The sequence below is a fragment of the Psychrobacter sp. GW64-MNA-CIBAN-0177 genome, from assembly GCF_040309585.1.
Classification (GTDB): Bacteria; Pseudomonadota; Gammaproteobacteria; order Pseudomonadales; family Moraxellaceae; genus Psychrobacter; species Psychrobacter okhotskensis.
Map to the genome: position 1 here is coordinate 134,906 of NZ_JBEOOY010000006.1, position 24,689 is coordinate 159,594.

A 24,689-nucleotide genomic window follows, 5' to 3' on the forward strand; every position below is an offset into this window, starting at 1 on the left:
TCTTATATTGATAATAGACTCTACAATCAGTAGCAAATTTTGATTTAATTTTTTAGATTGGGCGCACTATGTTAAGTAATACCACATCAGACACTACAAAAACGGCTTCATCTTCTAAAACCCCTGCCGCTAATCTTGCTATTGATACCGCGACACTATTGATTAAATGCCGTGATCAAGCGGGCATTGTGCAAGCCGTATCCGAGTTTATCCATCGTTATGGCGGCAATATTATTACGCTCGATCAGTATTCAACGGCTCATGAAGGTGGGCAGTACTTTATGCGTTTGGAGTTTGCGTTAGCAGGCTTGAGCGAGATTATGGATAACTTTGAAGCCAGCTTCGGTCATACGGTGGCCAAGCGTCACAATATGGCGTGGCGCTTGCATAACAATGCGATTAAAACCAAGGTTGGTATTTTAGTATCAAAGTTTGATCATGCGTTGTTGGATTTATTGTGGCGGCATCAGCGTGGATTGCTTGATTGTGAGATTACTTCGGTCATCAGTAATCATGAAGACTTACGCCAAGCGGTAGAAAACTTTGGCATTGATTTTCATTATGTGCCAGTGACCAAGGACAATAAGGCAGAGGCGGAAGAGCAGATTCACGAATTGATGGCAGGCAATGACTTGCTAGTATTAGCGCGCTATATGCAGATACTGTCCTCTGATTTTGTCAAGCGTTGGCCGATGCAAGTTATCAATATTCATCATTCGTTCTTGCCAGCCTTCGTCGGGGCTGATCCGTATCGTCAAGCTTATGACAAAGGCGTCAAGCTTATCGGCGCGACCGCGCATTATGTCACTGCTGAATTAGATCAAGGGCCTATCATTGAGCAAGACGTACACCGTGTGACCCATCGTCAAGGTGTGACAGAGTTGCGGGCTATTGGTCGTGATATCGAACGCAATGTGTTGGCACGTGCCGTTAACTGGCATGTGCAAAACCGCGTGATTGTGACTGGCAATAAAACAGTGGTTTTTAATTAGCTTTTGATTAGAGCATTTTTAAAGTGAAAGGTATGCATTGAATACAGAGCTAATAAAAAGCCGCCAATAGTATTAGATAATACTATTGGCGGCTCCGTTTTTAATCACATTACTACGGTAAATCTAAATTTATAACAGCATCTCTAACACAAACTTGCTACCGACGAAGCCAATGGCCAATAAGATAAAGGCATAAATAGTAATGTTGGCAGCACGTTTGCCACGCCATCCAGCGCGCCAATTACCGAACAGTAGCGCACCGAACAATAACCATGATAGCAAGCTAAACACCGTCTTATGCACGATATGCTGCGCCATCAGATCTTCTACGTAAATAAAGCCGATACCCAGCGCGATGCTAAGCAGGACAAAGCCGACCAACAGCATGTCGAATAACAGACTCTCCATACTTTGTAGTGAGGGCAGTTTATTGACCCAAAAGCGGTGGATGCTTTGATGCTTAAGCTCACGAATTTGCAGCCGCAAAAATAGCGCTTGCACCGCTGCCATCAGCAGCACACAATAGGCGGCCAGCGATAGCAATATATGTGCTTCAAGGCCAACGCTGATATCCGTAAGTGGTTGATAAGGCGCGCGGCCGACATAGCCGACTGTCAATCCTATCAGGGCAGTCGGTGCGGCCAAAATACCGAGGCTCAGAATAGGGCGATAGAGACAGAACAGTACATAAAAGAATAAGAAAAACAAACTGGTGAGGCTCAGCACATTAAACAGATTAAAATTTAGCCCGTATAAGGTCACGACGTAAGGGTAGAGTAGCGTCGCATGCGCGAGCATACCGACCAATAATAAGCCTAAGCTCACGCCTTTATGGATAGGTTTGTCCTGAATCAGCGCCCAACCGATGTGGAAGCTGACGATGATATAAGCCATACTAGCAAGTAAGAATGCAAAGTGCACAGGTAAAAAGCCTCATCTCATCATGAGCGTAAAATAGCCGCTCAATATAATGCTAAAGTGGTTGTGACAGAAGGATTAGAATAATCGTCCAATTTATCATAAAATGGCAGTCAATTGAGTATCATCTTATTTATTCCTCATAAATGCGTAACGATGGCAGGATAAATAAGACTTTGTATCGGTCACTGATAAGCTAACCAAGCAAGCATTTTGCAAAACGTCTATAAATTTTTAACCGTCTTAATGCTATAGTATTGATAATAGGCAGTTTTATTTGCCAGCATTGCACCCAAACTTAAGCATGCATCCTAATATTATTTATAAGCCATTTTCATGGTTTACCTAAGAACTGGTTTACCTAACAATTATTTTAACCAACAACTATCTTAACTGCGAATTACTTTAACTGCGAATCACTTTAACTGAGAGTTATTTATGTTTGATACTTTAACAGAACGCTTATCGTCGAGTCTGCGCAATATTGTCGGGACTGGGCAACTGACCGAAGACAATATCAAAGACACCTTGCGTGAAGTGCGCATGGCATTGTTAGAGGCGGATGTGGCGTTACCGGTCACCCGTGATTTTGTGAAGCGCGTCAAAGAGCAAGCGCTTGGTGCAGAAGTGCTCAAAGAGTTGGCACCGGGTCAAGCATTTGTCAAAATTGTCCATGACGAGCTGACCGAAATGATGGGCAGTGCCAATCAGCAGCTTGAGATGACGGGTAAACCGCCAGTTGTTTATCTACTAGCTGGCTTGCAAGGGGCGGGTAAAACCACCACAGCCGGTAAATTGGCGAAGTTTTTACAAGAGCGTCATAAGAAAAAGGTGATGCTAGTCTCTGCTGACGTTTACCGTCCGGCAGCGATTGCCCAGCTTGAGCAAGTGGCAGGTCAGGTGAATGCCAAATTCGTCAATTCAAGTAGCGACGAAAACCCGATTGATATCGCTCGACGCGCTATTGAAGAAGCGAAAATCCAGTATCAAGATATTTTGATTATTGATACTGCCGGTCGTCTGGCTATCGACGAAGCGATGATGGAGGAGATCAAAGCATTAACTGCTGCGGTCAATCCTTCTGAAACCTTATTCGTCGTCGATGCGATGACCGGTCAAGATGCGGCCAATACTGCCAAAGCCTTTAACGATGCGCTGCCATTAACGGGTGTTATCCTGACTAAAACGGATGGTGATGCTCGCGGCGGTGCAGCACTGTCTGTACGCGCGATCACTGGTAAGCCGATTAAGTTCTTAGGTCGCGGTGAAAAACTAGACGCGCTAGAGCTGTTCCATCCGGAGCGTATCGCCCAGCGTATTCTTGGCATGGGTGACGTCTTAAGCCTAGTCGAAGAAGTTGAACAAAAAATCGATCGTGATAAAGCCGAAAAAATGGCGAAAAAGATGCAAAAGGGCGGCGAGTTCGACCTTGAAGATCTCTTGACTCAGTTCCAACAGATGAAAAGTATGGGCGGTATGGCAGGCTTTTTGGATAAGATGCCAGGTATGGGCGGCTCTGACATGCAAAAAGCGGTTGAAGATGCTAAGCCAGAAGAAAAAGTGCGTGAAATGGAAGCATTGATTAATTCAATGACGCCGTTTGAGCGTAAAAACCCTGATAAGATTAATCCAAGCCGTAAACGCCGTATTGCCGCAGGTTCAGGTCGCGAGATTCAAGACGTCAATCGTTTGCTCAAGCAGCACAAGCAAATGGCAAAAATGATGAAAATGATCTCCAAGCCTGAAGGCATCAGTAAGATGATGAAATCGATGCAAGGATTGATGGGTGGCGGCGGTGGAGCAGGTGGTGGCGGTCCTTTATTCGGCGGCGGTCAACAAGGCGGCGCTAAAGACGTGAACCCACAGCAGATGGCCAAACAGATGGGTCTGGATCCAAACAATATGCCAAGTACCGAAGAGATGCAAAAGCAAATGGCGGAGATGCAAAATCAAGCGCCGAAGGGCTTCAAAAAACGTTTTTAAATGGTTGTTGATTAAATAAGTAGTTGTTAATAAAACCCCCAAGGTGCCAGTCGCTTTGGGGGTTTTCATGTCTGTCATACTTAAATGAATATCGATGGATTAAGTATGAAAATTTTGAAATTAATAAAATTTGCCCATCCTAAATGCTATGATAGGCGCTGTTTTATAATACCAAGCGAATAAGCCGAGGTTATGATGTTTTTAGCAATGGATACCGTGTTCGATCAGTGTTCGATCGCGATTTTAGATGTCAGTGGTCAAGTGCTATCGAGTCATACTGAGACGGGTAAACGCCAGCAAACGCAGCAAATCCTGCCGATGATTGATGCGGCACTGTCCGAAGCTAAGCTCAATCTTGCTGATTTGCAAGCCTTGATATTCAACCGTGGCCCTGGTGCATTTAGCGGTATACGCATTAATACGGCAGTCGTGCAAGCATTGTCTGTTGCTCATGACATTCCTTGTGTGGGTGTCTCAAGCCTACAAGCGATTGCTCAATGTGCGTATCAGAAATACGGTCAGACCGACGTTTATAGCGCCCTTGACGCCCGTATGCAGCAAGTTTATTTTGGGCAATATGCTGCAACAGATGACCTGATGCAGGCGGTTAATCAAGAAAATGGCGAAGATACCGAGCAGTTGCTCGATTATGACAGCCAGACGATGCTTAATATTCCTATCGCTGGTAATGGGGCGTCGCTATTAGCATTACGTGACGGTCAGATAATTCAGGCAGATATTCACCCTGACGCTACTGTGATAGGGCAGCTTGGTATTGCTCAGTTCATGGCGACAGGTGGTACAGAAGCCTCACAAGCTTTACCAAAGTATCTTCGCAATCAAGCGTGGAAAACGCTAAAAGAGCAAGGTAAGGCGTAACCATCATATTAATGCCAGCCATTATCAGCGCTATATAACATATAACAATACTCTAAAAACGCTATTAACCAACCGGTCCGTATCTAGGAAAGCCATCGTGGATATCATTTTATTAATTCAAGCTGTCATCATGGGTATCGTTGAAGGTATCACTGAATTTTTACCCATCTCTAGCACTGGCTACTTGATTTTATCAGCCGATTTGATGGGCTTTTGGACCAAAGAAAAAGTCGATTTGTTTGTGGTAGTCGTGCAGCTTGGCGCTATTTTGGCGGTCATTTATGACTATTGGGGCAGACTGTGGCAAGCACTGATGGGCTTACTGACAGGTAAAGCAGAAGGTATGAGTAATCCAAGACAGCTAGGACTTAGCTTAATTGTGGCGACTATTCCAGTGATGATCGTTGGTTTTACCTTCGCTGACGAAATCAAGGCTTATTTGTTTAATCCTATCGTCGTAGCAATTATGCTTATTATCGGTGGTCTGCTGATATTCTATGTCGAAAATCGCCCTAAGACGATTATTGCGCAAGAAGCAGAAGACGTCAGTTTAAAAACAGCATTGATGATAGGTCTGCTGCAATGTCTGGCATTGATACCCGGAACATCGCGCTCGGGTGCCACTATTATCGGTGCATTATGGCTCGGTGTCTCGCGTAAAGCTTCCGCTGAGTTCTCGTTCTTTTTAGGTATTCCGGTCATCGTCGGTGCAGCATTATTAGATTTGCTTAAGCATCATGACGTCTTAACCAACAGTGAAGATTGGTTAGTACTCGGCATCGGCACAGTGGTGTCATTTATCGTTGCCTTATTATGTATTCGCCTGTTGGTTGCGTGGGTAAGTCGTCGTGATTTCAAAATCTTTGCGTGGCTACGTATTGTCACTGGCGTCATCGTCTTGGTCGCTGCTTGGGGTTTTGGTTATCAAATGGCAGGCTAAGTTTTATGATGAAATAGGCTTTTATGATAATACATGCGGTTTTGAGTGGTAAGAAGGAAGGGCTATTATGAGCAGTTTGCAACCAGTATCTAATAGCTTTACACATTGCCAACTTGTCTACGTTAGCGAGTCTCAGCATAGTCAGGTTGCAGATATACAAGCGTTGATAATTGCTCATCAGCTGCCCATTATTTTACACCTTGAGCTGTTTACCGATAAGCTTAATCAAAAACGTCGCCAGCAATTAAGCCAGACAGCCACCCAACCTATCTTACTATTAGATGACAAAAACAAGCTATCATGGCTGAGCGATGGACTGAGTGTTGCACCCGAATGGGATAAGCTGCAACGCCGTGTGGTGAGTGCGGGGCGTAAGTCTGAATTATTATTACAAGCGGCAAAAATTACATCGGACAGTCAGGTTATTGATGCCACAGCGGGATTTGGTCATGATAGTCTGATATTGGCCAGTACGGGTGCACAGGTCATTATGCTCGAGCAGCAGCCTTTGATGGCGCTGCTTTTGCTAGCAGAACAGCAGCGTATGAGTGCGCTAGCAAATTGGCAAAAGCTTATGAGTCGGCTACAGATTATCAATACTGATGCGCTCAGTTATTTTAAAAATAGTTATTTTGCAAGCCTACAAGCTGATGCGGATAACGCTAAAGAAGTCGATGCGAAAGCAATCGATGTGGTATATCTGGATCCGATGTTTCCAGAGGACAGTTACCAAGATAGTAAAACAGGTAAAGGTGCTAAAGTGGGCAAGCATATGCAAGCATTGCATCAGTTGGCTAGCCCGCCGACCTCAGAGGAAGAACTACAATTGCTACAATCTGCGCAAGCAGTCGTTCGTCAGAATGGGCAACACACACAACTACGGGGTCGCGTAGTCGTCAAGCGTCCACAGTTGGCACCGTTACTCGCTAATCAACAACCCAGTGAAAGCTGGCATAACGAAGCCGTACGCTTTGATGGTTATTTTGTTTGATGGCTGTTATTTTCAAACATGGTTTTTTAATCACTGCTTTTTAATAGCTGTTTTTGATTATCATAAATGTGCTTAGTGAGCAGGTTTCCGATTGTTAACTTTATGATTGCTAACTTTAAATGTATTAAATTTAAGGCTATTAAGTTTAGGAGCAGGGATGACAACGTTAATAATATGGATCATGGGTGCCGGCTTGCTATTGGTAAATATCATCCTGCGCACCCGAATTCTACGGCTGGAAGCACGTCTTAAAGAGTTAGGCAATCCGCAAGAGCAATTGGCGTTTTTGCGTCAACAAGCCGTACAAAAACAGAAAGTTGCCGCCATTAAAGCCTTACGCAAACAATATCCTGAGATATCACTCATCGAAGCAAATCGACTGTGGCAGAACGTTTAGAGACTGTTTGCGAAGAAATGGCAAACTTAGAGACAATGCATTGAAATGCTGATTATTTAAAAAAGGTATATTTAGAGGTAAGGGTTCCATGACCAACCATCACTCAGCTTTAAGTTTTAAAGAAAAGCTACACGCTTACCTGCAGCTGACGCGCTTTGATAAGCCCGTTGGTATTGAGCTGTTACTCTGGCCAACGCTATGGGGCGTGATGCTGGCTGCTATGGGTCAAGCGCAGCAGCAAGGGGCAACAGCAGGCTTGCCAAGCCTCAAGATATTTGTACTTTTTGCGCTAGGCGCGATTTTTATGCGGGCGGCAGGTTGCGCGATTAATGACTTTGCCGATCGCAAGGTCGATGGTCATGTGAGCCGCACCAAAGGGCGACCGCTTGCCGATGGGCGCTTGTCTGGCAAGGAAGCCATTGCGGCCTTTTTAGTACTGGTATCACTCAGTGCTGGTTTGCTGTTTTTCCTGCCCGTTGAAGTGTTCTATTGGTCGCTTGGCGCTCTCATACTGGCCTTCATTTATCCATTTATGAAGCGTTTTACCCATTTGCCGCAAGTGTTTTTAGCTGCCGCTTTTGGTTGGGCGATACCGATGTCATATGTGGCGATACAGGGCGCACCTGATATCTGGGGTTGGCTGTTATTTATCGCTTATATGTGCTGGACAGTGGCCTATGATACCCAGTACGCCATGGCTGACCGTGAGGATGATTTAAAAATTGGGGTAAAATCAACGGCGATATTATTCGGTCGCTACGATGTGATTATTATCTCGCTGCTACAAACATTGTTTTTGCTGATCATGGGCATGGTTATGTGGCATTACTTCGCACCGACGACGTTAGGTGTCATACCCGTATTTGGTTTGGCACTAGTCGCAATGATGTTCGCCAAGCAAAACAGCGCTTGTGCCAGTCGTCAAGCTATGGCTTGTTTTCAGGCGTTTTTAGCCAACATATGGGTAGGGCGTTACGTCTTTGCTCTTATCGCCATCGCTTGTTTATGGACGACTTTTAATGGATAACTTCAAAAAGCTCTCAAAGTCAAAAGCGAAAAAGGGCGCTGATATTAATGCGCCAGTTATCGATTATCAGGCAAAGCTAGCCGCGCATGGCCTAACACGCGCACAAGTCATCGCGACCGAGCGTAAGCTGGCAAAATTTGCCAATACGATGGATTCGCTGGTACGTGTGCCTTTTACCAAGCAAGGCATGGGCGCTGATGCAGCGCTCTCGACCATTCCGCTGGCAGGAGATTTGGCTGGATTGGCTTTGACCAGCTATGCTTTTATATTAGGTCGGCAGTTGGGCGTCCCTGCGCATAAGATGACGCCAGCGGTTAGATTGGCACTGATTGATATGGTCGTGGGTATCGTACCGGGCATTGGCACGTTGCTTGATATCTTTATTCGTCCCAGTCGCAAGACGTTGACCATCGTGCACGAGCATCTCCACGAAGAATATGGCATCACTGAGACCATGCATATGGATCGGCCATTTTTGCATCAATCCTTAGAATACAGGCAGCAGCAAAGCCGCTTTGCTTTCTTTTGGCGTAATCCAGTCGTTGCATGGTTGTATCTACATATTCCTGATATGCTCGGCTTACTCGTCATTGTAGTGATTGGCTGGGGACTGTGGGCAATGATTGGCTGGCTGGTAAGTCTGTTTGGCAACACAACTGGTTTTGGTTAAAGCTCCACAAGCCTAAAAAAGGCGGCAAATATCTATAATATTTGCCGCCTTTTTTATTGCATGCTTTTTTAGTGTCTATTTATTAATGTTAGTTTTTTTGCCATCGTTATTCTGTAATGACTTCCGCTTCAGCACTGACCGCATCAAAGCTGGTAACTTTATTATTGCGAATAAAATCAATACTACCACCACCTGCATGACTGACCAACTGAATACTGCCATCGCTTGAGCGGTAAGTCGGATTGTTGCCTTGACCCTCTGGCGCGCTTAGGGTCATTTTTGGTTTGTTGGGTAAGGTGACGATAGCGTTGAGTATGCCTGCTGCTGAGGTTTCAAAAACGACAGATAACGATTCACCTGCTGCGCTTTTATAGCGAACGTCAGTGATTTGTGCGCCCTTGATGGCTTGCTCTGGATTGGGCGCAACAGCCGCGTTGTTTGCTGCGCTATCCATTGGTTCAAGGTCTTTCTCAAGCTCGTTTAAGCTCACATCTTGCGCTGAGTCTACAGTAGTTTCAGCGGCATTTGCCTCTCTATCCGTCACTTCAGGTACATTGATGTTAGAGGTCACAGGTGTCGTTTGGACTGCTGCATCAGTGGTGGTCCCGTTAACTGTCTCAGATTCTGATGACTTTTCACAAGCAGTGACTAAAAACATACTCAAAAAAATAACAGGCAGTACACGAAGATAGCGCGTAGGCTTGGTTGGCGTAAATAGATGGGTTTTCATAAGCAGATGACTATTGGTAAAGAGAGGGTTATTTAAGCACAGTAAAGGGTAAGGAACAATCTACCATTGGTGACCATTGATTAAGTATTGACGGTAATGATAATTTTGCGATTGCCACCATACGTTTCAAGATGGTCTCGATGTTCACATAAATAAATGCCTTGCCACGTTCCTAGTCCTAGCGCTCCATTTACCAGCGGCACAGTCAAACTTACGCCAAACAGCATGCTTTTAAAATGCGCTGGTAGGTCATCCGAACCTTCTAAGGTGTGGCGATATTCCGGTTGATCGGCTGGCGCGATTTTGTTCAGCCAGTCTTCGGTATCTAGTCTGACATCCGGGTCAGCATTTTCGTTGATGGCTAGGCTTGCGGAGGTATGTTGTAAAAATAGATGCATCAACCCTGCTTTAGCCGAATTCGGTAAGAGCTGACTAATGGCCTCTTCAATCAGCGGCGTTATGATGTGAATGCCGCGCGCGTAGGCAGGAAGGGTTAGGGTGGTTTGTTGATAAGCCATTGGCAGGTCTCACTTTATTTTTAATATATCAGCTGTCGTTCCGCTCTCTTGATATACGTCATCCAAATAGCGACGGCTGGCAAGAAGCTTATCGACGACGCCACTTTGACTTTGGGTATTGAGCTTTTGTGCAAAGTCCAAAATAGAGCGCAATTGTTCCAATACCATGGTGTAGCTGGTCGCTGCTTTATCACTATCAATAATGACGGTTTTTGCATAGTTTGCATCAAGGCTGAGATAGTCATCAATCAATTCAGGAATCCGAGTTTCTATTAATTTATTGAGAGTAAATAATTGTGATTCGGTTATTTGCTGATGATGGGTGCCTTCATACTGTTGACCAATATCGTCCATGATTGCTCGAAAAGCGGACGGTACGCGCTCATCATACAGCCGTTTTATAAAAGGGTGCTGCGATGAGAAGTTAATAACGGCAAGTCCATTCACGACCTCACTTGTAGCCACCTTAGTATTATTCTCTAATGAGGCCTTGGTCGCGGACGCCAGATACTCGCGATGGCGCTGTGTTGAACCAATTTGCAACTGTCGAGACTTTTCTTTCATCACAAAGAATATCGGCACAATAAGGATCAGGCTTAGCAAAATCAGTAAACTAAAAAAAGACATGTTTAGACTCTGTCGTGATAAAAACGATGATGATAAGAGTATCGCTATATTTAAAATATTTCTATATTACAACATAACACATCTGTGCTATTTTACCTGAAGGGACAACACTAGTTGGCGAGTATTACTCTATTTATTAGCGATGCGATTAATAAATAATAATTGATAAGTAGTTAAGGATGATAATGGATAATGACACAATTACGAAAAGTCAGCTAGCGGCTTATAAGCCAACCATTGCTTATGTCGGTACCTCTTGGGCCGTGATGCTGGTAGGCGTATTGGCCTATCTGCTGGGATTATGGAATGCACAAAGTATGCTACTTAATGAGAAAGGCTACTACTTTGCCGTTTTGGCACTGGGTCTATACTCTGCGATTAGCTTGCAAAAAACGTTACGTGATCGCGCTGAGGGTATTCCAACCACCAATTTATATTATTTAATCAGTTGGGCAGCGCTGGCGGTATCCATTTTTCTTATTGCCGTTGGGCTCATGAATGCAGGGGGTTTGAGCTTAAGCGAAAAAGGCTTTTATATGATGGCATTTACCATGAGTCTATTTGCAGCGGTGACGATTCAAAAAAACACTCGGGATGAAGCGCAAATTCGCACGCTTATCGCCCCAACGTTAAACGTAGATGGTAATGGTACGGCGCGAATATCTAATCAACACTCTAATACATCAGAGTCCGGCAAATCATTGTTTGGTGCGGTTAAGTCAAGAATGGACAGTAGTGATAAAGACAGCTAAACAAAATAGGTAAAAAGTATAGCTAAATTTGTTCGCTATGCTCAAATTGCTTAAATGAGCGGCGTCTGCAAGCGTGTACGATTTGGCGACAGGCGCGCAAGCATCGCTGTCGATAAGGGTGGAAACGACCCTAACATCATATCTGCCAAGGCCTCAGCGCATATGGGTGCCAGTGCATAACCCTTAGCACCCATCGCACTCATAAGCCACATCCGTTTGCTTTGGGCTAACTGTCCAACGATTGGATGATAATCAGGCGTTTGGGTGCGAATGCCCGCTCGTCCTTGCCAAAGCAAAGTATCTGATGGAATAATGGACGCGAGTTCAGGTATGGCAGTGATTAGTTTTTCACGGCTAATACTGTGTTCTTCATGACGAATATCCGTGGCTGTGTCATCGCGTATAAAGCTAGCCCCCAGTAATAAATGCGGTGCACCTGTTATTACCTTATTTAATTGTTCATCACCCGTTTGCCCGGTAAATGAGGCGCAGTAACCGCTATATTTCAAAGGTATTTTGGGTAGCTTCGCGTACTGCTCAGCGGTTGGGACAAACCACGAGAGCTGACCGCGAATTTTACGGCAATCAAAAATACGCTTGTCCAGCGTATGGCTTTCATAAGCTGCGCAAATGACGACATTATCAGCGGTAATAGAGAGCAAACCTTTATCTTGGTTAATGCCCTCAATACAAACATGCTCCTGCGCTTCGCTAATACTATTAACGTCTAATTGTTGAAAACGGATGAGCGGATGCATGAGTATGATATTTTTTAAAGCCTGCGGATTGACTAAGCCAGACTGGGGCAAATACAAGTTCTCTGATAAATTCTGCACTTTTAAGCCGCTCGCGTTTTGTGCCTGTTCACAGGAAAGTGTGGTTGCCATATCGTCAGGATAATCAGCGATTTGCTCTGTACCGATATTGGCTTTGATTAACAAATCAAGCGCGCCAGTTGGCTCAATTATCGGTGCTATGCCTTCTTTCTCAGCCCTGGTATTAAATAGGCGATAGAGCCGACTGCTGTAGAGATAGCCTATGCTATGCAGATGCTCGTCGACATGATGAAGCGGTGTCATTTTGGGCGCGAGTAGGGCGCGTGGGTTACCTGAAGCACCCGCTAAAGGCGCTGATTTATCTAGCAAGCTGACTTGAATGCCGCGATTGGCCAGTGACCAAGCCGTTAGCAGCCCAGAGACGCCTGCACCAATAACGACGGTATGGCTCTGCTCACGCTCGCTAGGCAGCGCAGCATTACCATTTATACTATGGTTATCATCTGCGAGCTTAGGATCACTCATGACTGCCGTTAGCATTTCGCGTTTACGGCCAAAGCCCTTTACTTTTTTAATCTGAAAGCCGCACTCTTGCAATGCACGTTTGACGATACCGGCACAGCTATAGGTAGCGGCGGTAGTCATTGGTCGTGATAAACGCTGCATTTGTGCAAAGATAGCGTCAGCCCATAAGCTGCTATTGCAAGAAGGGGCAAAGCCGTCTAAAAACCAAGCATCGATGTAGGGCGTAGGCTTAAGGGATGTATCTACTGCTAATTTGCCCAAGCTATCGGCCGCATCGCCAAGCCATATATCAACGGTCAGATTATCCTCAAAAAACTTCAAACGATGACAGCCCGCGATAAGGGGTGGGTATGCCGTTAGTAGAGGCTCAATGAATTCGGTAAGCTCAGGCGCGCGCTGCCCCCACAAGGTGAGTATCTGCGTTAAATCTGCAAGGGGAATAGGATATTTTTCTGTCGTTATAAAATGCAGGCGAGCAGTGGCTAAGTGTGGCTGCTTATCACGCAGCTGTCGCCATAGTTGCCAAGTCGCTAAAAGATTCAGTCCTGTCCCAAAGCCTAACTCAGCGATTGTAAAGCATTGCTTTGGGGCAAGGTTTGCGAGGCGCGCGGGCAGTTGGTTGTGCGCTAAAAACACGTGGCGCGACTCTGCTAGACCATCGGCGTGTGAGAAGTAGACATCACCAAACTCGCCTGATACCGGCACTCTATTGCCCGTATCATCCGTTTGCCAATCGATGTTGGCAGGCGTAATAATATTGGGCTGTTCAGCATTTTTAATTTGAGCGTTAGACATGGCAAAGTTCTTAGGAGCGTTTTTAGCTATAGTGAGTGAGGAATAATATCGACACATCAGGCACTGCTGATATCCATTTTTCTTGCTTGCTGTGCCCGCGTAGACAGAGGCGACAAAAAATTGATATCAGCAATACCATCGCGTTTTAGAATAGTTTGACTATATGTCAACCATAATATCACGACAGCATCCACCTCACTGACCATACTCATGTATAGCTTGCACTCGGTTTCATTGTATTGATATTATTTTGGATTGACGATATATGGGAAGCATCAGAGAAATTTAAGTCCATCAAATGCCGTTAAGTGCCGTTAAGTATAGATATGCAGCTATTACCAGCGTTCACGGCGCACAAATACTAACCAAGACACAAAAATACCTACCAATAAGCTGATCAATACCGTGAACGCGCCATATAAAAACAGCTGACCTTTACTCTCATAAACCAACACATTGGCTTGGGTCTGCAAGTCATTGACCTGTCGTTGTAGTTGGGCATTGCGACTGAGCAGCTCTTGATTGGCAGCGTTTAGCGCCTTGTTGGAAGGTTGCAACTGTGCTGCCAAGGTATTATTAATATCAAGGCTTGAATTAGGATTCATTGCTGGCGTGGTAGCCGCTTGTCCATCTAACGGCGCTGTAGCTAACGGATCTGTCGTAGCGGTATTCACATTTGTGACCGTTGGCGCAGCGTACGCTGTCATTGCTGACATAGCCGTGATTAGCATGACGCTAGCAAGACTGCGTTGATAGTAGCGGTTTTTTGACCAGGATACGCACTGATTCACGATTTGACTACTTTGTCTGAGGCGCTATCATCTGGCTTGGGCAATGTATGGATAAAGGGTCTAATGTCGACGTGACTGTACACACCATCGCGAAGATAGGGCTCAGCGTTTGCCCATGTTTGTGCTGCCTCAAGTGAGTCAAAGTCAGCGATGATTAAGCTGCCTGACATCTCGCTTTTACCATGCTCAATAGGGGTCGGACCTGCGATAATTAACCGTTGTTCGCGGTCTAATGCTTGCAGACGCTCGACGTGCTCAGCACGGGTGATCTGCCGTTGTGCGCTGCTATTAGCAACGTCATGACCAATAATGGCGAATAAAGACATAATAATTCCTTAATAAACAGTAATAATAAACCGTACCATCGTTACTGATTAATCATTATCAATATTAGAATTTAGCAGTAATCAGTTATTATAAGATAATAAACTTGCATACCAAATGGCGAGTGTTGGACTATTCTTATGCTTACTTATCTAGCGACTATTTACCTAACCAGTGCTTATTTAGCCGCTTTATCGGTCAGCGCTGGATTGATATATTTTTTTAATACTGCAAACTGCGCGACCACGAACACCAACATAATGGGAATCCAGCCGTAAGTTTTGAAGTTAATCCAAGCCTCATCTGACATGGTAAATGCCGTGATATAATGTAGTACACCCATCATGGCAAAAAACAGCGCCCAAGCGACGGTTAGCTTCTTCCAACCACTGAGCGTAAGGGTAAAGACCTCTTTCATGGCCAACTGCATCAACGGCTTGTTAATAGCGGCACTGACAAATAACGTCAAGGCAAAGATGCCGTTAATAATCGGTGACTTCCAGCGCAAGTAAATGTCATCGCGTAGCAACAGCGTGCCGCCACAGAATACGATGGTCAATAATAAAACCACCCATTGCTGCTTATCAAATTTACCTTTTTGGCGAATAAAGTGAATAGCATAGACAACAATCGTGGCAATCAGTAAAGCGCCTGCTGCCGCCAAAATACCTTGGGTACGGGCGACAATAAAAAAAGCAATTAAGGGAATAAAGTCTAATAGAGCTTTCATAGCGTGTGGCATGTCCAACAAAACGTATAGGGTAGTTTACACGTCTACTGCACCAAAAAAAAGCAATCAACACGATAATCGTTTTATATGACCTGCCTTTGCCATTTTCTTGCATTTTATTGATACCATACTCATGAGCATTACCATATTCAAAACCTTAAGGCTATTTTTATGAAAATCGATTTACATTGTCACAGTACTTGCTCTGATGGCACCTATGCGCCAACGGAAGTGGTGCAGCGTGCTCATGCGGCTGGTGTCGATGTATTGGCATTGACAGACCACGATACCCTAGCGGGCATCGATGAGGCGAGGGCAACCGCCACGGGCTACGGCATGACGCTTATTAACGGCGTTGAAATCAGCTGTGAGCATACGCTGAGCGGTGGTTATGGCAAAAACAAATCTACCAACAAGATCATTCATGTGCTGGGATTGGATTTTACCGATTTTGATAAAATGCACGCAACATTGCAGCAATTACAAGACAGTCGTGCGACTCGTGGTCAGCGTATCGCCGAAAAGCTCAGTACGCTGCTAGAGATTGATTTTGATACGCTATGGCAAGCGATACTGGATAAAGCTGGCGGCAATCCACAAGCGGTTGGACGCGCGCATATTGGTCAAGTGCTGTTTGAGCGCGGTGACGTAAAGACGGTACAAAAAGCCTTTGATAAGTATTTGGCGGACAATAAACCTGCTTATGTGGCAATCGAGGCATTGACGATGCAGCATGGGATTGAGCTGATCCATGCCTGCGGCGGCAAAGCAGTCCTAGCGCACCCAACGCGCTATCAGCTCTCGGCGACACGAGTACGTAAGCTTATCGAAGAGTTCGCTCAGTTGGGCGGCGATGCTTGTGAGCTGCCTGCCAATAGTGAGCCGATTAGTACTCGTAGAATGGTGGATCGCAGCATAGCCGAGCACCAGCTCGTTACCTCGATAGGGAGTGACTTCCATGGTAGTAATATGCCGTGGCGACGTATAGGTGATGTACCAGTATTGCACCCTGAACAGCAAGGTATTTGGCAGTCTTTTGCGACTTTGTCTTAATTTAAAAATCGTTATAAATAATCGATAAGTATGATTCAACTACTTGATCAACAAATGATTATTTTTTAAACTGAACCCTCATTTTATGAGGATATACCCTAGTATATTAGCCAGTACAGCAACGCTATAAATAAAGTAAAAATTATCAGACTAAACGCGCTATTCAGAGTAAGCTTAAGGCAAAGAGAACTGTTTTTTAATTTGAGCTTACTAACTTTATACTACCTGCGGTAGCCCAATTATGGCTGTAAAGATATCTCATCTAGGCTATAAAAGACTCTCCCGAGTTATTTTTGAATGGCAGGCAGCCGATAGGGCGTCGCTGCTGGCCTTATTTGTGGTGATAGAAGTCTCCACCCATTGGCTGTGGTGCTTGATGGTTTGGTGCTTTCGAGATGCGCTCGATGATTATGTCAATATCCATCTGTTATACCCATTATGGTTGGGAGTGACAGTAATGGGGTTGTTTTCTTGGTGGCTGGTCGGCTACTTATCTCGTACTAGAAACAACTGTAAAGACTTGGATAAATGGCAAATTATGTTAATTGTGCCTTATACCCTTTACATTGCCGTGGTCGTCGTGATGATAGGCTACAGCAGTTTGTTTGCGGGAGTATCGTTGGTTGGCGGTGCCATGTTAGGCATGGTGCTGATCAAGCGGCGTTATGCGTGGCGGGTGTTTTTGCTGCAGGTTTTACTGATTTTGTTGGCTATTGTAGCGCCTTATTTCGGTATCGATTTGCCCAATTTGCGCCAGTTAACAGTGATCTACCCCATTCTTGATAGCCCAAGTTATCTAACTTATAACGAAGTCATGGCGGTCGAGAACATGGTTGCCGCTGCCATCTTTAAAAATACAGCGCTAGGCTGGGACAGTGTTAGTGCCTTACAACAATCGTCAACGCTCTTTTGGCGCTCAACTCATGTGTATTTAGCCCTGCCCAAAGCCGTTTTTATCGTATATATGTTTCGTACCCTGTTATTGATATTGGATGATAGTAAAAACGAGATCTTGTTACATGCCAATCAAGACGAGTTAACCAAGCTCAAAAACCGCCGTTATGGCCTGACACAAATGCAGCAGGCGCTCATGACAGTGGACGAGGATCAAGATTTTAGTGTCATTTTATTGGATTTAGATTGGTTTAAAGAGGTCAATGACAATTATGGACACGATATCGGTGATCAGGTTTTGTTTGAGGTGGCGCAGACGTTATTACAGTCTTTGACAGAGGAGGCGATCGTCAGTCGCTATGGTGGTGAGGAGTTTTTGATTGTGCTGCCAGATACCAAGCACGATAGCGCTATGCTCATTGCTAAGCAGCTACGGCAGGATATAGCGCAGCATATTATAAAGGTCGATGACAGCGTCAGTTTTAGGGTAACGGCCAGTTTAGGACTGTATACGTTGACTTATGCTGAGAAAATGTGCCTCAAACAAAAATATGAGAGTATAGCGCTCAAGGATAGGGCGACGCTGCACTCAAAACCACAGACAGCTAAGTCACACAGCAGTAACCGAATGGCAAAACAAATCTCAAAGGCGCAATTGCCGAACGATATTTGCCAGCGTTTGATCCGGGTGGCAGACAAAGCCTTATATGAAGCTAAGGATCGAGGTCGTGATCAAGTAGTGAGCGCCAACAAAATGCTCGCCGCAGAAAAGAAGAATGTTGAGCCGCTTTATGGTACGTAGATGAGTGCCAATTAAATGAAGGGTTCTTGAACGAATACCACCTATTAAGCAAATGCCACTGACCAAGTAAATGCCACTGACCAAGTAAATGCCGCCTAAACGGCTATTCGATTGGCTAGCCGCTTATATGAAATTGACTATACTGTTTTTTGCGCCAAGTCGTTATTTTCGCTAAGTCGTTAACTACTATGTACTTAGTTTCTGAACCAAACTCCCTAATACACTGGTGGCAAAGCTGCCAGTCGTCAAAGTAAAGCTTAATACCAGCGTTTGCTCGTTACTATTTTGACTGGCTTGCCACTCCCAACTCATTGCTTCAATCGGTAGTCTTAGCGCTCGCCGCTGTGCTTTCACATCGCGCTTCTCTAGACCGATTGCCAGCTGCATTAATAACGCACTATTTTGTACCGTATCGTTTTCAATTTGAGCTGCTACGCCACTGACTTTATCGTTATCCATACCCCATAATACGCCAGTCGGATGAATATCACCGCTAGTAACTCGAGCACGTAAAGTGTCATCTATTGTTTCACTGGTAAATATCGAGCCTGAACCATCTAAGTTAAATACTTCACCTGCCAGCCCTGTATTCCAACTGCTATCCCGTACCCGCGCTGCTAAGATTTCATTAAATATCAAGCTACGCGCAGCAGACAATTCCATGCTGTTTTGCTCGCGCGGTGATTTTTTACGTTTGCTCTTTTTTGGCTGTGGTCTATTATCTGGCGCTGGACGCGCAAACAGCGACAATGCTTCTCTAATATTATTACCATTCCATCCAAAACGCTGTGGACCAAAATAATTGGGCACGCCCGTTATGCTTATATGGGCTAAATGCTGTTCTACAGACGACTTATCGTCGTTTTCCAATTCAATATCTCGCAAGGTGATAATAAATTGATTGGCCCTATGTGTACCGCGATTAAGCTTTTTATTGTGCCAGTGCTGAATGAGAATAGTGACTGATTCATTGTCGCTGATATCTACTGGTGCAAACTCAGACTCTGGCAATTGCTTTTTTGGTATTCGTAGGCTAAACCACTGCGTCGTCAGCGCATGACGGTCTTTGAGTCCTGAGTAACCGACATCACGTAAGGGAATCTCTGCCCACTCTGACAGTAATTTAGCCAGATAGGCCGTATTTATCCCTGACTTCTCTATATGTAGCCATAGATGCTCACCCTCGCCTGTAAACTCTAACGGCAATATTTCATTGACGACGAAATCTGTATTATGTGTCTTGTAAGTCGCTTGTTTGATAGGTGGCAAGTTTGGCTGTGGTAATTGCGCAGTATCCGTCGCGGCTTCGATATCGACACTAGTGATATCAAGCTGTTCATTATTAGATGGCTTACTGTCTGAGTCAGGTTGAGAAGTAGAATTAACGGTCATTTCGTTCTGGTTGTCTTGATTTTGAGAAGTCATAAAGTTATCTTTTATTTTAATGATAGGTTTTAGATTGGGAGAGTAAAGCGACGTATTAAAGACTAGCAAAAGGATTCGGAAGGTTAGTGAAGGTTAAAAAGTTACGTTTTGCAACGCAGTAAACATACAAATAAACAGCGTACGCTAACTGGGCTTGCTACTATCAATGAATCTGCTTTTTTAAATATAGTAATTCTTAGGGCGTGTCCTCATTTTAAAAATGGTGATAAAAATGAGATAAATTGCAGTCAAACAAGGAAAATAGCTGGTTAATATCGGGATATTAACCAGCTATTTAACGATGTTTGGCAAAATTTAGCCATTTTTAGCCCGTTTAGATATGATCAATTGAATTGAGGACACGCCCTAGTAAACCTGTATTTTTTAAAGTGTATCGAATATCTCAAACGCGTTTTATTCAGTAAACAATTATAACTGTTAAGGATGACCTATGAGCCAAGTTAGTGATAACCAAGCCAATAATAAAATCGCTGCCAAAAATCTAGTGACTATTAATAAGTCTGACATCCCAAGTGGCGGCATGAAGTCATATAAGCAAAAAGACGATAGTATCATTTTAATCACCCGTGATGAGGATGAGTTTTTTGCTTTTGATGGCAAATGCCCTCATGTTGGTGCAGATCTCGGTGACGGTATGCGCTGTGGCAATCGCGTGGTCTGTCCTTGGCACCATGGCAGTTTTGACAGTCGCGATGGCTCGCTCTTAGAGCCTGTTGCTATGCGCGGCCTGACTCAATATGAGCTGACAGATGAGGGCGATAGCCTAATTGTCAATCCCTCAGCGAAGATAGATAATAGTGTTGCTAATGATAAAATGACAGATACGCATACCATTATTGTTGGGGGCGGTGGCGCAGGCTTTATGACCGCCAATCAGTTGCGTCATACAGGTTATGGCGGCAAGATTACCTTAATCAGTAAAGATGATACAGCCCCTTACAACCGTCCTTTATTATCCAAAGCATTTTTGGCAGGGCAACTAAGTGCAGATAAGTTATTGCTTGGCGGTAGCGATTGGGCAAGCAACAATAATATTGAGCTACGCTTAAACCAGACCGTGAGCGAAGTATTGCCTAATGAGCGCACCATCGTCATAACCGACGAAAAAGGCAATAGTGAGCAGCACACAGCAGACTTCTTAGTCGTCGCGACAGGTGCTGAGCCTAAGATACCACCTTTTAAAGGTGCTGAGCTGGATGGTGTCTATACGCTACGCAGTATGGATGATGCCAAAGACATCAAGGCCGCCAGTGATAATAAGCATGTGGTCATCGTTGGTACAGGTTTTATTGGGATGGAAGTGGCTTCCGCATTGGCAGATGCGGGCACGACTGCCTCTATTACTATCGTTGGTCGCAGCCGCCGCGTCATGAGTAATATCGTCTCAGAAACAGTGAGTCATGCGCTCATCAAACTTCATGAAGAAAAAGGGGTGACTTTCGCATTTGGCGCGGGTGTTGATAAAATCACTGGAGAAGGTAGTAAAGTCAGCGGCGTAAAACTGTCAGATGGCAGTACGCTGGCAGCAGAGGTGGTCATTTTAGGTACAGGTGTCGCCCCACGTACCGAGCTATTAAATGAGGTAAACGCGCCAGATGGCGTGCAAGTGGATGAGCATCTACAACTGCGTGATGGCGTCTATGCGCTCGGTGATATTGCTAAAGCGACCAACCAAATGGGGCGTATGCGTATTGAGCATTGGCGGGTGGCTCTGCAACATGGCATCGTGACCGCTGCCGCTATCTTAAATCAAAACGATGTCAACTCGCTAGAAGAGCGTATTCCTTTCTTTTGGACGGCACAATATGGCAAAAGCTTGCGTTATAGTGGACACGCGGCGACGCCTGATAACAACATCTTGTTTGGTTCGCCAGATACGCTTGATTATATTGAGTATTATTTTGACGATGATGGAGAAGACACGCGCGCGAGTGCAGCCAGTACGTTAGGACGTGATAAGGAATTAGTCGCCTTTTCTGAATTACTGCGCCGTGGTCATGCACCAACACGCGCACAAATCAATGCAGGGTTTAACCTTATCGAACAAGCGCAGGCGTTATCGCGCTAGCATTTAGAAGGTTTTAAGGTTTACTATAAAGGCTGGCCTATTGATTTGGGTCAGCCTTTTATATTATGTTGACGGAAAAGGACAACCAGTTTTATGAATAAAAACCACTTGAATAGCACATCAGTATTTTTACGCCAAGCAGAAACCGATGATATTGAGGCACTGGAACAACTGCTAAATCGCTGCTATCGGCAGACGGAAGGCTGGACCAATGAAGCAGATTTGGTCGGTGGTATCCGTATTACTCAAGCTGAGCTGGCGAGCATCATCGCCAATCCAAAACACTATCTGTTCGTGTACCCAAAAACCATAACGGGCGAACGCGATGGAGAGGAGACTGGTGAGCTATTGGGTTGTATTGCGGTCGATATAAAAGTTAATGCTGATACAAATAAGAGTGACCTTAATAGCACTGACAGTAAGAATAAAGCGTATATCGGCATGTTTGCGGTACATCCAGAGCTGCAAGGGCAGGGCGTGGGTAATATAATTCTACAAGCGGCAGAGACTTTCGCAGGAAGACATTTGTCATCAAGTGATCAGCAAAATAATCAGCAGCCAAGTCGTCTGACCATGTCTATATTGAGCCATCGCCCTGAGCTATTGGCTTATTATCAGCGCCGTGGCTATCAGCTAAACGGTAATAAAATGCCGTTTCCAGACGATGGTAATAATGGCGAGCCCAAACGTCAGGACTTAGAGTTATTAGAACTGGAGAAAATTGTTAACGCATAAAAGTGAGTTTTATCTACATCAAACTTGAGTTAACCCCAAAAATGCCCAAAGGTCATAAACAGCCCAATACTAAGCAAGATAAATGCCACGACAATTAAGCGCTTAAACCAATTAAAAGCGGGCAAGCGTGTGGCATTGTCATCAGACATTAAGTAAGCAAACAGGCATAATAAGCTTGCTGCTAATGTCATAATCCCTAAGCCTATGGGTAATATATAAAGGTAGATTTGCCACACAGCCATCTCGCAACTATTATTGATACTATCATCATAACAGCATCGATAATGGACTGTCTGTATGCGGCATACTTTAATCTTTTCATCTTATCGAAATGTATAATGAGTGAACAGTAATATCGATAAATCGTGCACTGCTCATATCAATTTTTCTTGCTTGCTGTGCCTGTACAGACAGAGGCTACAAGAAATCAATATCAGCAATAGCGTCGCATTTTTAGCCCATTTAGATGACTATCGATTGAATTGAAGACACGCCCTAGGATATTTTGACTATAAAAACCACTTACGAATAAAATTGACTTTATTTTCTAAAATTAAGTTGGGTTTATAGAAAGGAATCTGTATAATTAAGTAACATTATAGATACATTGAGAACGATATGAAAAACCTAAAAAAACTCGCGCTGATACTACTTCTCACGCCATTATTCGCGGCTTGCTCTAGTGGTCCTTCTGAAAGCGATGTAGAGGCACTTATCCAAGCTCAGTATGATAAGGCCAACAGTATGATGGATGATGCTGTGGCAAATGCGGGCAATGATGAGATGGCAAAAGCCATGAGCGGCATGATGGAAGGGATGATGCCAACGCTTGAAAAAGTAGAAAACGTAAGCTGTGATACTACCGAAGGTGACAACACTTATTTGTGCACTGCTGACGTCACGCAAACGATTGGTGGTAAAAGCCGTACCGATAGTGGTACCTTTAAAGTTAATGATGTTAATGGCACTTGGGTATTGACTCAATAGCGGTTTATAAAGCTGTTAAAAGTAATGATATAAACAGGGCGCTTAAGTAGCGCCTTTTTTTGTACTTAACAATAGCTGATGAGTGGTTTATATTGTTCTATAAGACCTATGATAATAAAAAATAAGCGAATAAGGATTATCCGATGACTAGCAATATTCTATCTAAAGGCTTGTTTAAAAGAGGATTCAGAGCAACGACGATAATGACCGGTGCGCTTGTTTTTATGTCAACATTGCCAGCTTTGGCTCAAACCTCAAATCAGCACTATCAGATTCAGGATTTTTCTGACGATTACTATGCGGTTATTCAGACTAGCGCCGATGAGGATAGTGAAGAAAACACTAGTATAAATATTATAGATGCCAAAACCAAGCAAACCCTTATCAGCCAGCCAACTGATATTGATATAGAGTATGAGCTGAGCAATAGTGAAGCGTACCAACTAGGCAACAAGGTTAGCGCTAATATTGCCAATAGGCATTATGGCGAACATAGCGTACTCATATACGATGACTTTAATTTTGATAATAAAAAAGACTTGGCACTGCAAGATGGTCGCTACGGCTGTTACGGCGGGCCTTCTTATCAGGTTTATCTCAAGCAAGGGAGCAGGTTCGTGCTTAGCGAAGGTTTTACTGAACTAGCGCAAGGCTATTGCGGATTTTTTGGCATAGATAAAGACAGTAAAACCTTAAACACGATGACTAAGAGTGGCGCAGCATGGCATCAGTTTAAAGAGTTTAAGGTCATCAATAATAAGCCAGTAGCGGTGCGTATTATTGAGGAAGAATATAACTCAAGAAGCCTGCTATCTATTACTGAAAGCAAAAGGGTCAATGGCAAAATGAAGGTCGAGAATTATGAAATGCTACCGCAATATGATGATCAGAATGCAGCGGGCACACTACCTTATATTTATACCCTTATTATAGATAATGGCAAAAAACTGGTGATTGATAGTCAGTATAAAGATGGCAGCGAGCAATTATATTATGCTTTTGCAAATAAAGAAGACAGAATTGAGCTGCTTTATGAAGGACAGTTTGACTATGATAAAACAACGAAGACACTGAGCTTCACCAACAGACCTGTGCTCTATAAAATCAATAACCAAGGCATCACGGTAAAGCTACCTAACCAGACAGTGCTGTTAAAGTCGCAACCTAATAGTGTGCAAGGCAATTTGGATGAAGTTACTCATTTCAAAAATGTAAGGGTGAGATAAAGAATATCGAAATAATTCGTTAAAGTGAGAGATAGTGGGAGTTTCCTAAAAACTGTGTAACTGCTTATAATCCCATAACAGGAGAATAAGCAATGACCAAGCAAACTGACATT

Annotated in this window: 25 protein-coding genes; 15 read left to right on the top strand and 10 right to left on the bottom strand. The window is 44.2% G+C overall.

The window, feature by feature from the left end; genetic code table 11:
• Positions 1-68 precede the first annotated feature (68 nt).
• Positions 69-992 (top strand): formyltetrahydrofolate deformylase, encoded by a 924-nt coding sequence (purU, locus tag AAEY79_RS06130; RefSeq protein WP_350587880.1) that lies wholly within the window; start codon positions 69-71, stop codon positions 990-992.
• A gap of 129 nt (positions 993-1,121) precedes the next feature.
• On the opposite strand, the gene AAEY79_RS06135 is transcribed toward purU, so the two are convergent.
• On the bottom strand, positions 1,122-1,886 hold the full coding sequence (locus AAEY79_RS06135; protein ID WP_037025430.1) for an inner membrane protein YpjD: 765 nt from the start codon (positions 1,884-1,886) through the stop codon (positions 1,122-1,124).
• A gap of 462 nt (positions 1,887-2,348) precedes the next feature.
• On the opposite strand from AAEY79_RS06135, the gene ffh reads away from it, so the two are divergent.
• The 7 genes from ffh (at position 2,349) to AAEY79_RS06170 (ending at position 8,797) form a co-directional block, all read left to right on the top strand.
• Entirely contained in the window at positions 2,349-3,893 is a 1,545-nt protein-coding gene (gene ffh / locus AAEY79_RS06140) for a signal recognition particle protein (RefSeq protein WP_350587878.1), read from the top strand.
• Positions 3,894-4,088: 195 nt separating this feature from the next.
• Entirely contained in the window at positions 4,089-4,772 is a 684-nt protein-coding gene (tsaB, locus tag AAEY79_RS06145) for a tRNA (adenosine(37)-N6)-threonylcarbamoyltransferase complex dimerization subunit type 1 TsaB (protein ID WP_025652460.1), read from the top strand.
• A 97-nt stretch (positions 4,773-4,869) separates the two neighbouring features.
• On the top strand, positions 4,870-5,712 hold the full coding sequence (locus AAEY79_RS06150; RefSeq protein WP_201577526.1) for an undecaprenyl-diphosphate phosphatase: 843 nt from the start codon (positions 4,870-4,872) through the stop codon (positions 5,710-5,712).
• Positions 5,713-5,779: 67 nt separating this feature from the next.
• The gene (locus AAEY79_RS06155) at positions 5,780-6,703 is read left to right on the top strand and encodes a class I SAM-dependent methyltransferase (RefSeq protein ID WP_352287645.1); all 924 of its coding nucleotides are present in this window, start codon (positions 5,780-5,782) and stop codon (positions 6,701-6,703) included.
• Between the two features lie 157 nt (positions 6,704-6,860).
• The gene (locus AAEY79_RS06160; RefSeq protein ID WP_350587873.1) at positions 6,861-7,100 is read left to right on the top strand and encodes a hypothetical protein; all 240 of its coding nucleotides are present in this window, start codon (positions 6,861-6,863) and stop codon (positions 7,098-7,100) included.
• Between the two features lie 88 nt (positions 7,101-7,188).
• Positions 7,189-8,127, top strand: a complete 939-nt coding sequence (gene ubiA / locus AAEY79_RS06165; RefSeq protein ID WP_201575936.1) for a 4-hydroxybenzoate octaprenyltransferase — start codon at positions 7,189-7,191, stop codon at positions 8,125-8,127.
• The gene (locus AAEY79_RS06170; protein WP_201575934.1) at positions 8,120-8,797 is read left to right on the top strand and encodes a DUF4112 domain-containing protein; all 678 of its coding nucleotides are present in this window, start codon (positions 8,120-8,122) and stop codon (positions 8,795-8,797) included. Before ubiA ends, AAEY79_RS06170 begins: the two co-directional genes overlap by 8 nt.
• Positions 8,798-8,903: 106 nt before the next feature.
• On the opposite strand, the gene AAEY79_RS06175 is transcribed toward AAEY79_RS06170, so the two are convergent.
• From AAEY79_RS06175 to AAEY79_RS06185, 3 genes are all read right to left on the bottom strand, one after another.
• Positions 8,904-9,527, bottom strand: a complete 624-nt coding sequence (locus tag AAEY79_RS06175; protein WP_201575925.1) for a hypothetical protein — start codon at positions 9,525-9,527, stop codon at positions 8,904-8,906.
• Between the two features lie 80 nt (positions 9,528-9,607).
• Entirely contained in the window at positions 9,608-10,045 is a 438-nt protein-coding gene (locus AAEY79_RS06180; RefSeq protein ID WP_173238850.1) for a secondary thiamine-phosphate synthase enzyme YjbQ, read from the bottom strand.
• 9 nt (positions 10,046-10,054) lie between these two features.
• Positions 10,055-10,672, bottom strand: a complete 618-nt coding sequence (locus AAEY79_RS06185; protein WP_201575922.1) for a hypothetical protein — start codon at positions 10,670-10,672, stop codon at positions 10,055-10,057.
• 185 nt (positions 10,673-10,857) lie between these two features.
• Here AAEY79_RS06185 and yiaA point away from each other — a divergent pair, with 185 nt between their 5' ends.
• A complete protein-coding gene (yiaA, locus tag AAEY79_RS06190) occupies positions 10,858-11,424 on the top strand; it encodes an inner membrane protein YiaA (protein WP_201575919.1) in 567 nt (188 codons plus the stop codon).
• A 50-nt stretch (positions 11,425-11,474) separates the two neighbouring features.
• Here yiaA and mnmD read toward each other — a convergent pair whose 3' ends face one another.
• The 4 genes from mnmD to ispZ all read right to left on the bottom strand — a co-directional run bounded on the left by mnmD (position 11,475) and on the right by ispZ (position 15,365).
• Entirely contained in the window at positions 11,475-13,520 is a 2,046-nt protein-coding gene (gene mnmD, locus AAEY79_RS06195; RefSeq protein WP_025652470.1) for a tRNA (5-methylaminomethyl-2-thiouridine)(34)-methyltransferase MnmD, read from the bottom strand.
• Positions 13,521-13,855: 335 nt separating this feature from the next.
• Positions 13,856-14,311 (bottom strand): hypothetical protein, encoded by a 456-nt coding sequence (locus AAEY79_RS06200; protein ID WP_025652471.1) that lies wholly within the window; start codon positions 14,309-14,311, stop codon positions 13,856-13,858.
• Positions 14,308-14,637 carry a YciI family protein gene (locus AAEY79_RS06205; RefSeq protein WP_025652472.1) on the bottom strand — a complete coding sequence of 110 codons (330 nt, stop codon included), beginning with the start codon at positions 14,635-14,637 and terminating at the stop codon, positions 14,308-14,310. Before AAEY79_RS06205 ends, AAEY79_RS06200 begins: the two co-directional genes overlap by 4 nt.
• 176 nt (positions 14,638-14,813) lie before the next feature.
• Positions 14,814-15,365, bottom strand: coding sequence for a septation protein IspZ (gene ispZ, locus AAEY79_RS06210; protein ID WP_025652473.1), 552 nt, complete (start codon positions 15,363-15,365; stop codon positions 14,814-14,816).
• A gap of 171 nt (positions 15,366-15,536) precedes the next feature.
• Between ispZ and AAEY79_RS06215 the strand changes: the two genes are divergently transcribed.
• The gene (locus AAEY79_RS06215) at positions 15,537-16,418 is read left to right on the top strand and encodes a PHP domain-containing protein (RefSeq protein ID WP_025652474.1); all 882 of its coding nucleotides are present in this window, start codon (positions 15,537-15,539) and stop codon (positions 16,416-16,418) included.
• 241 nt (positions 16,419-16,659) lie between these two features.
• Entirely contained in the window at positions 16,660-18,114 is a 1,455-nt protein-coding gene (locus AAEY79_RS06220) for a diguanylate cyclase (RefSeq protein WP_227674770.1), read from the top strand.
• Between the two features lie 186 nt (positions 18,115-18,300).
• Here the strand turns inward: AAEY79_RS06220 and truD are convergent, their stop codons facing one another.
• Positions 18,301-19,539, bottom strand: a complete 1,239-nt coding sequence (truD, locus tag AAEY79_RS06225) for a tRNA pseudouridine(13) synthase TruD (protein WP_352287653.1) — start codon at positions 19,537-19,539, stop codon at positions 18,301-18,303.
• 451 nt (positions 19,540-19,990) lie between these two features.
• On the opposite strand from truD, the gene AAEY79_RS06230 reads away from it, so the two are divergent.
• Positions 19,991-21,628 (top strand): FAD-dependent oxidoreductase, encoded by a 1,638-nt coding sequence (locus tag AAEY79_RS06230; RefSeq protein ID WP_352287656.1) that lies wholly within the window; start codon positions 19,991-19,993, stop codon positions 21,626-21,628.
• A 93-nt stretch (positions 21,629-21,721) separates the two neighbouring features.
• The gene (locus AAEY79_RS06235) at positions 21,722-22,363 is read left to right on the top strand and encodes a GNAT family N-acetyltransferase (RefSeq protein WP_352287659.1); all 642 of its coding nucleotides are present in this window, start codon (positions 21,722-21,724) and stop codon (positions 22,361-22,363) included.
• A 29-nt stretch (positions 22,364-22,392) separates the two neighbouring features.
• Here the strand turns inward: AAEY79_RS06235 and AAEY79_RS06240 are convergent, their stop codons facing one another.
• Positions 22,393-22,554: a hypothetical protein gene (locus tag AAEY79_RS06240; RefSeq protein WP_227674769.1), complete on the bottom strand. Its 162-nt coding sequence runs from the start codon at positions 22,552-22,554 to the stop codon at positions 22,393-22,395.
• Between the two features lie 427 nt (positions 22,555-22,981).
• Here AAEY79_RS06240 and AAEY79_RS06245 point away from each other — a divergent pair, with 427 nt between their 5' ends.
• Entirely contained in the window at positions 22,982-23,350 is a 369-nt protein-coding gene (locus AAEY79_RS06245) for a hypothetical protein (RefSeq protein WP_173238859.1), read from the top strand.
• Between the two features lie 143 nt (positions 23,351-23,493).
• Entirely contained in the window at positions 23,494-24,576 is a 1,083-nt protein-coding gene (locus tag AAEY79_RS06250) for an XAC2610-related protein (protein WP_025652481.1), read from the top strand.
• The last annotated feature ends 113 nt before the right edge of the window (positions 24,577-24,689 follow it).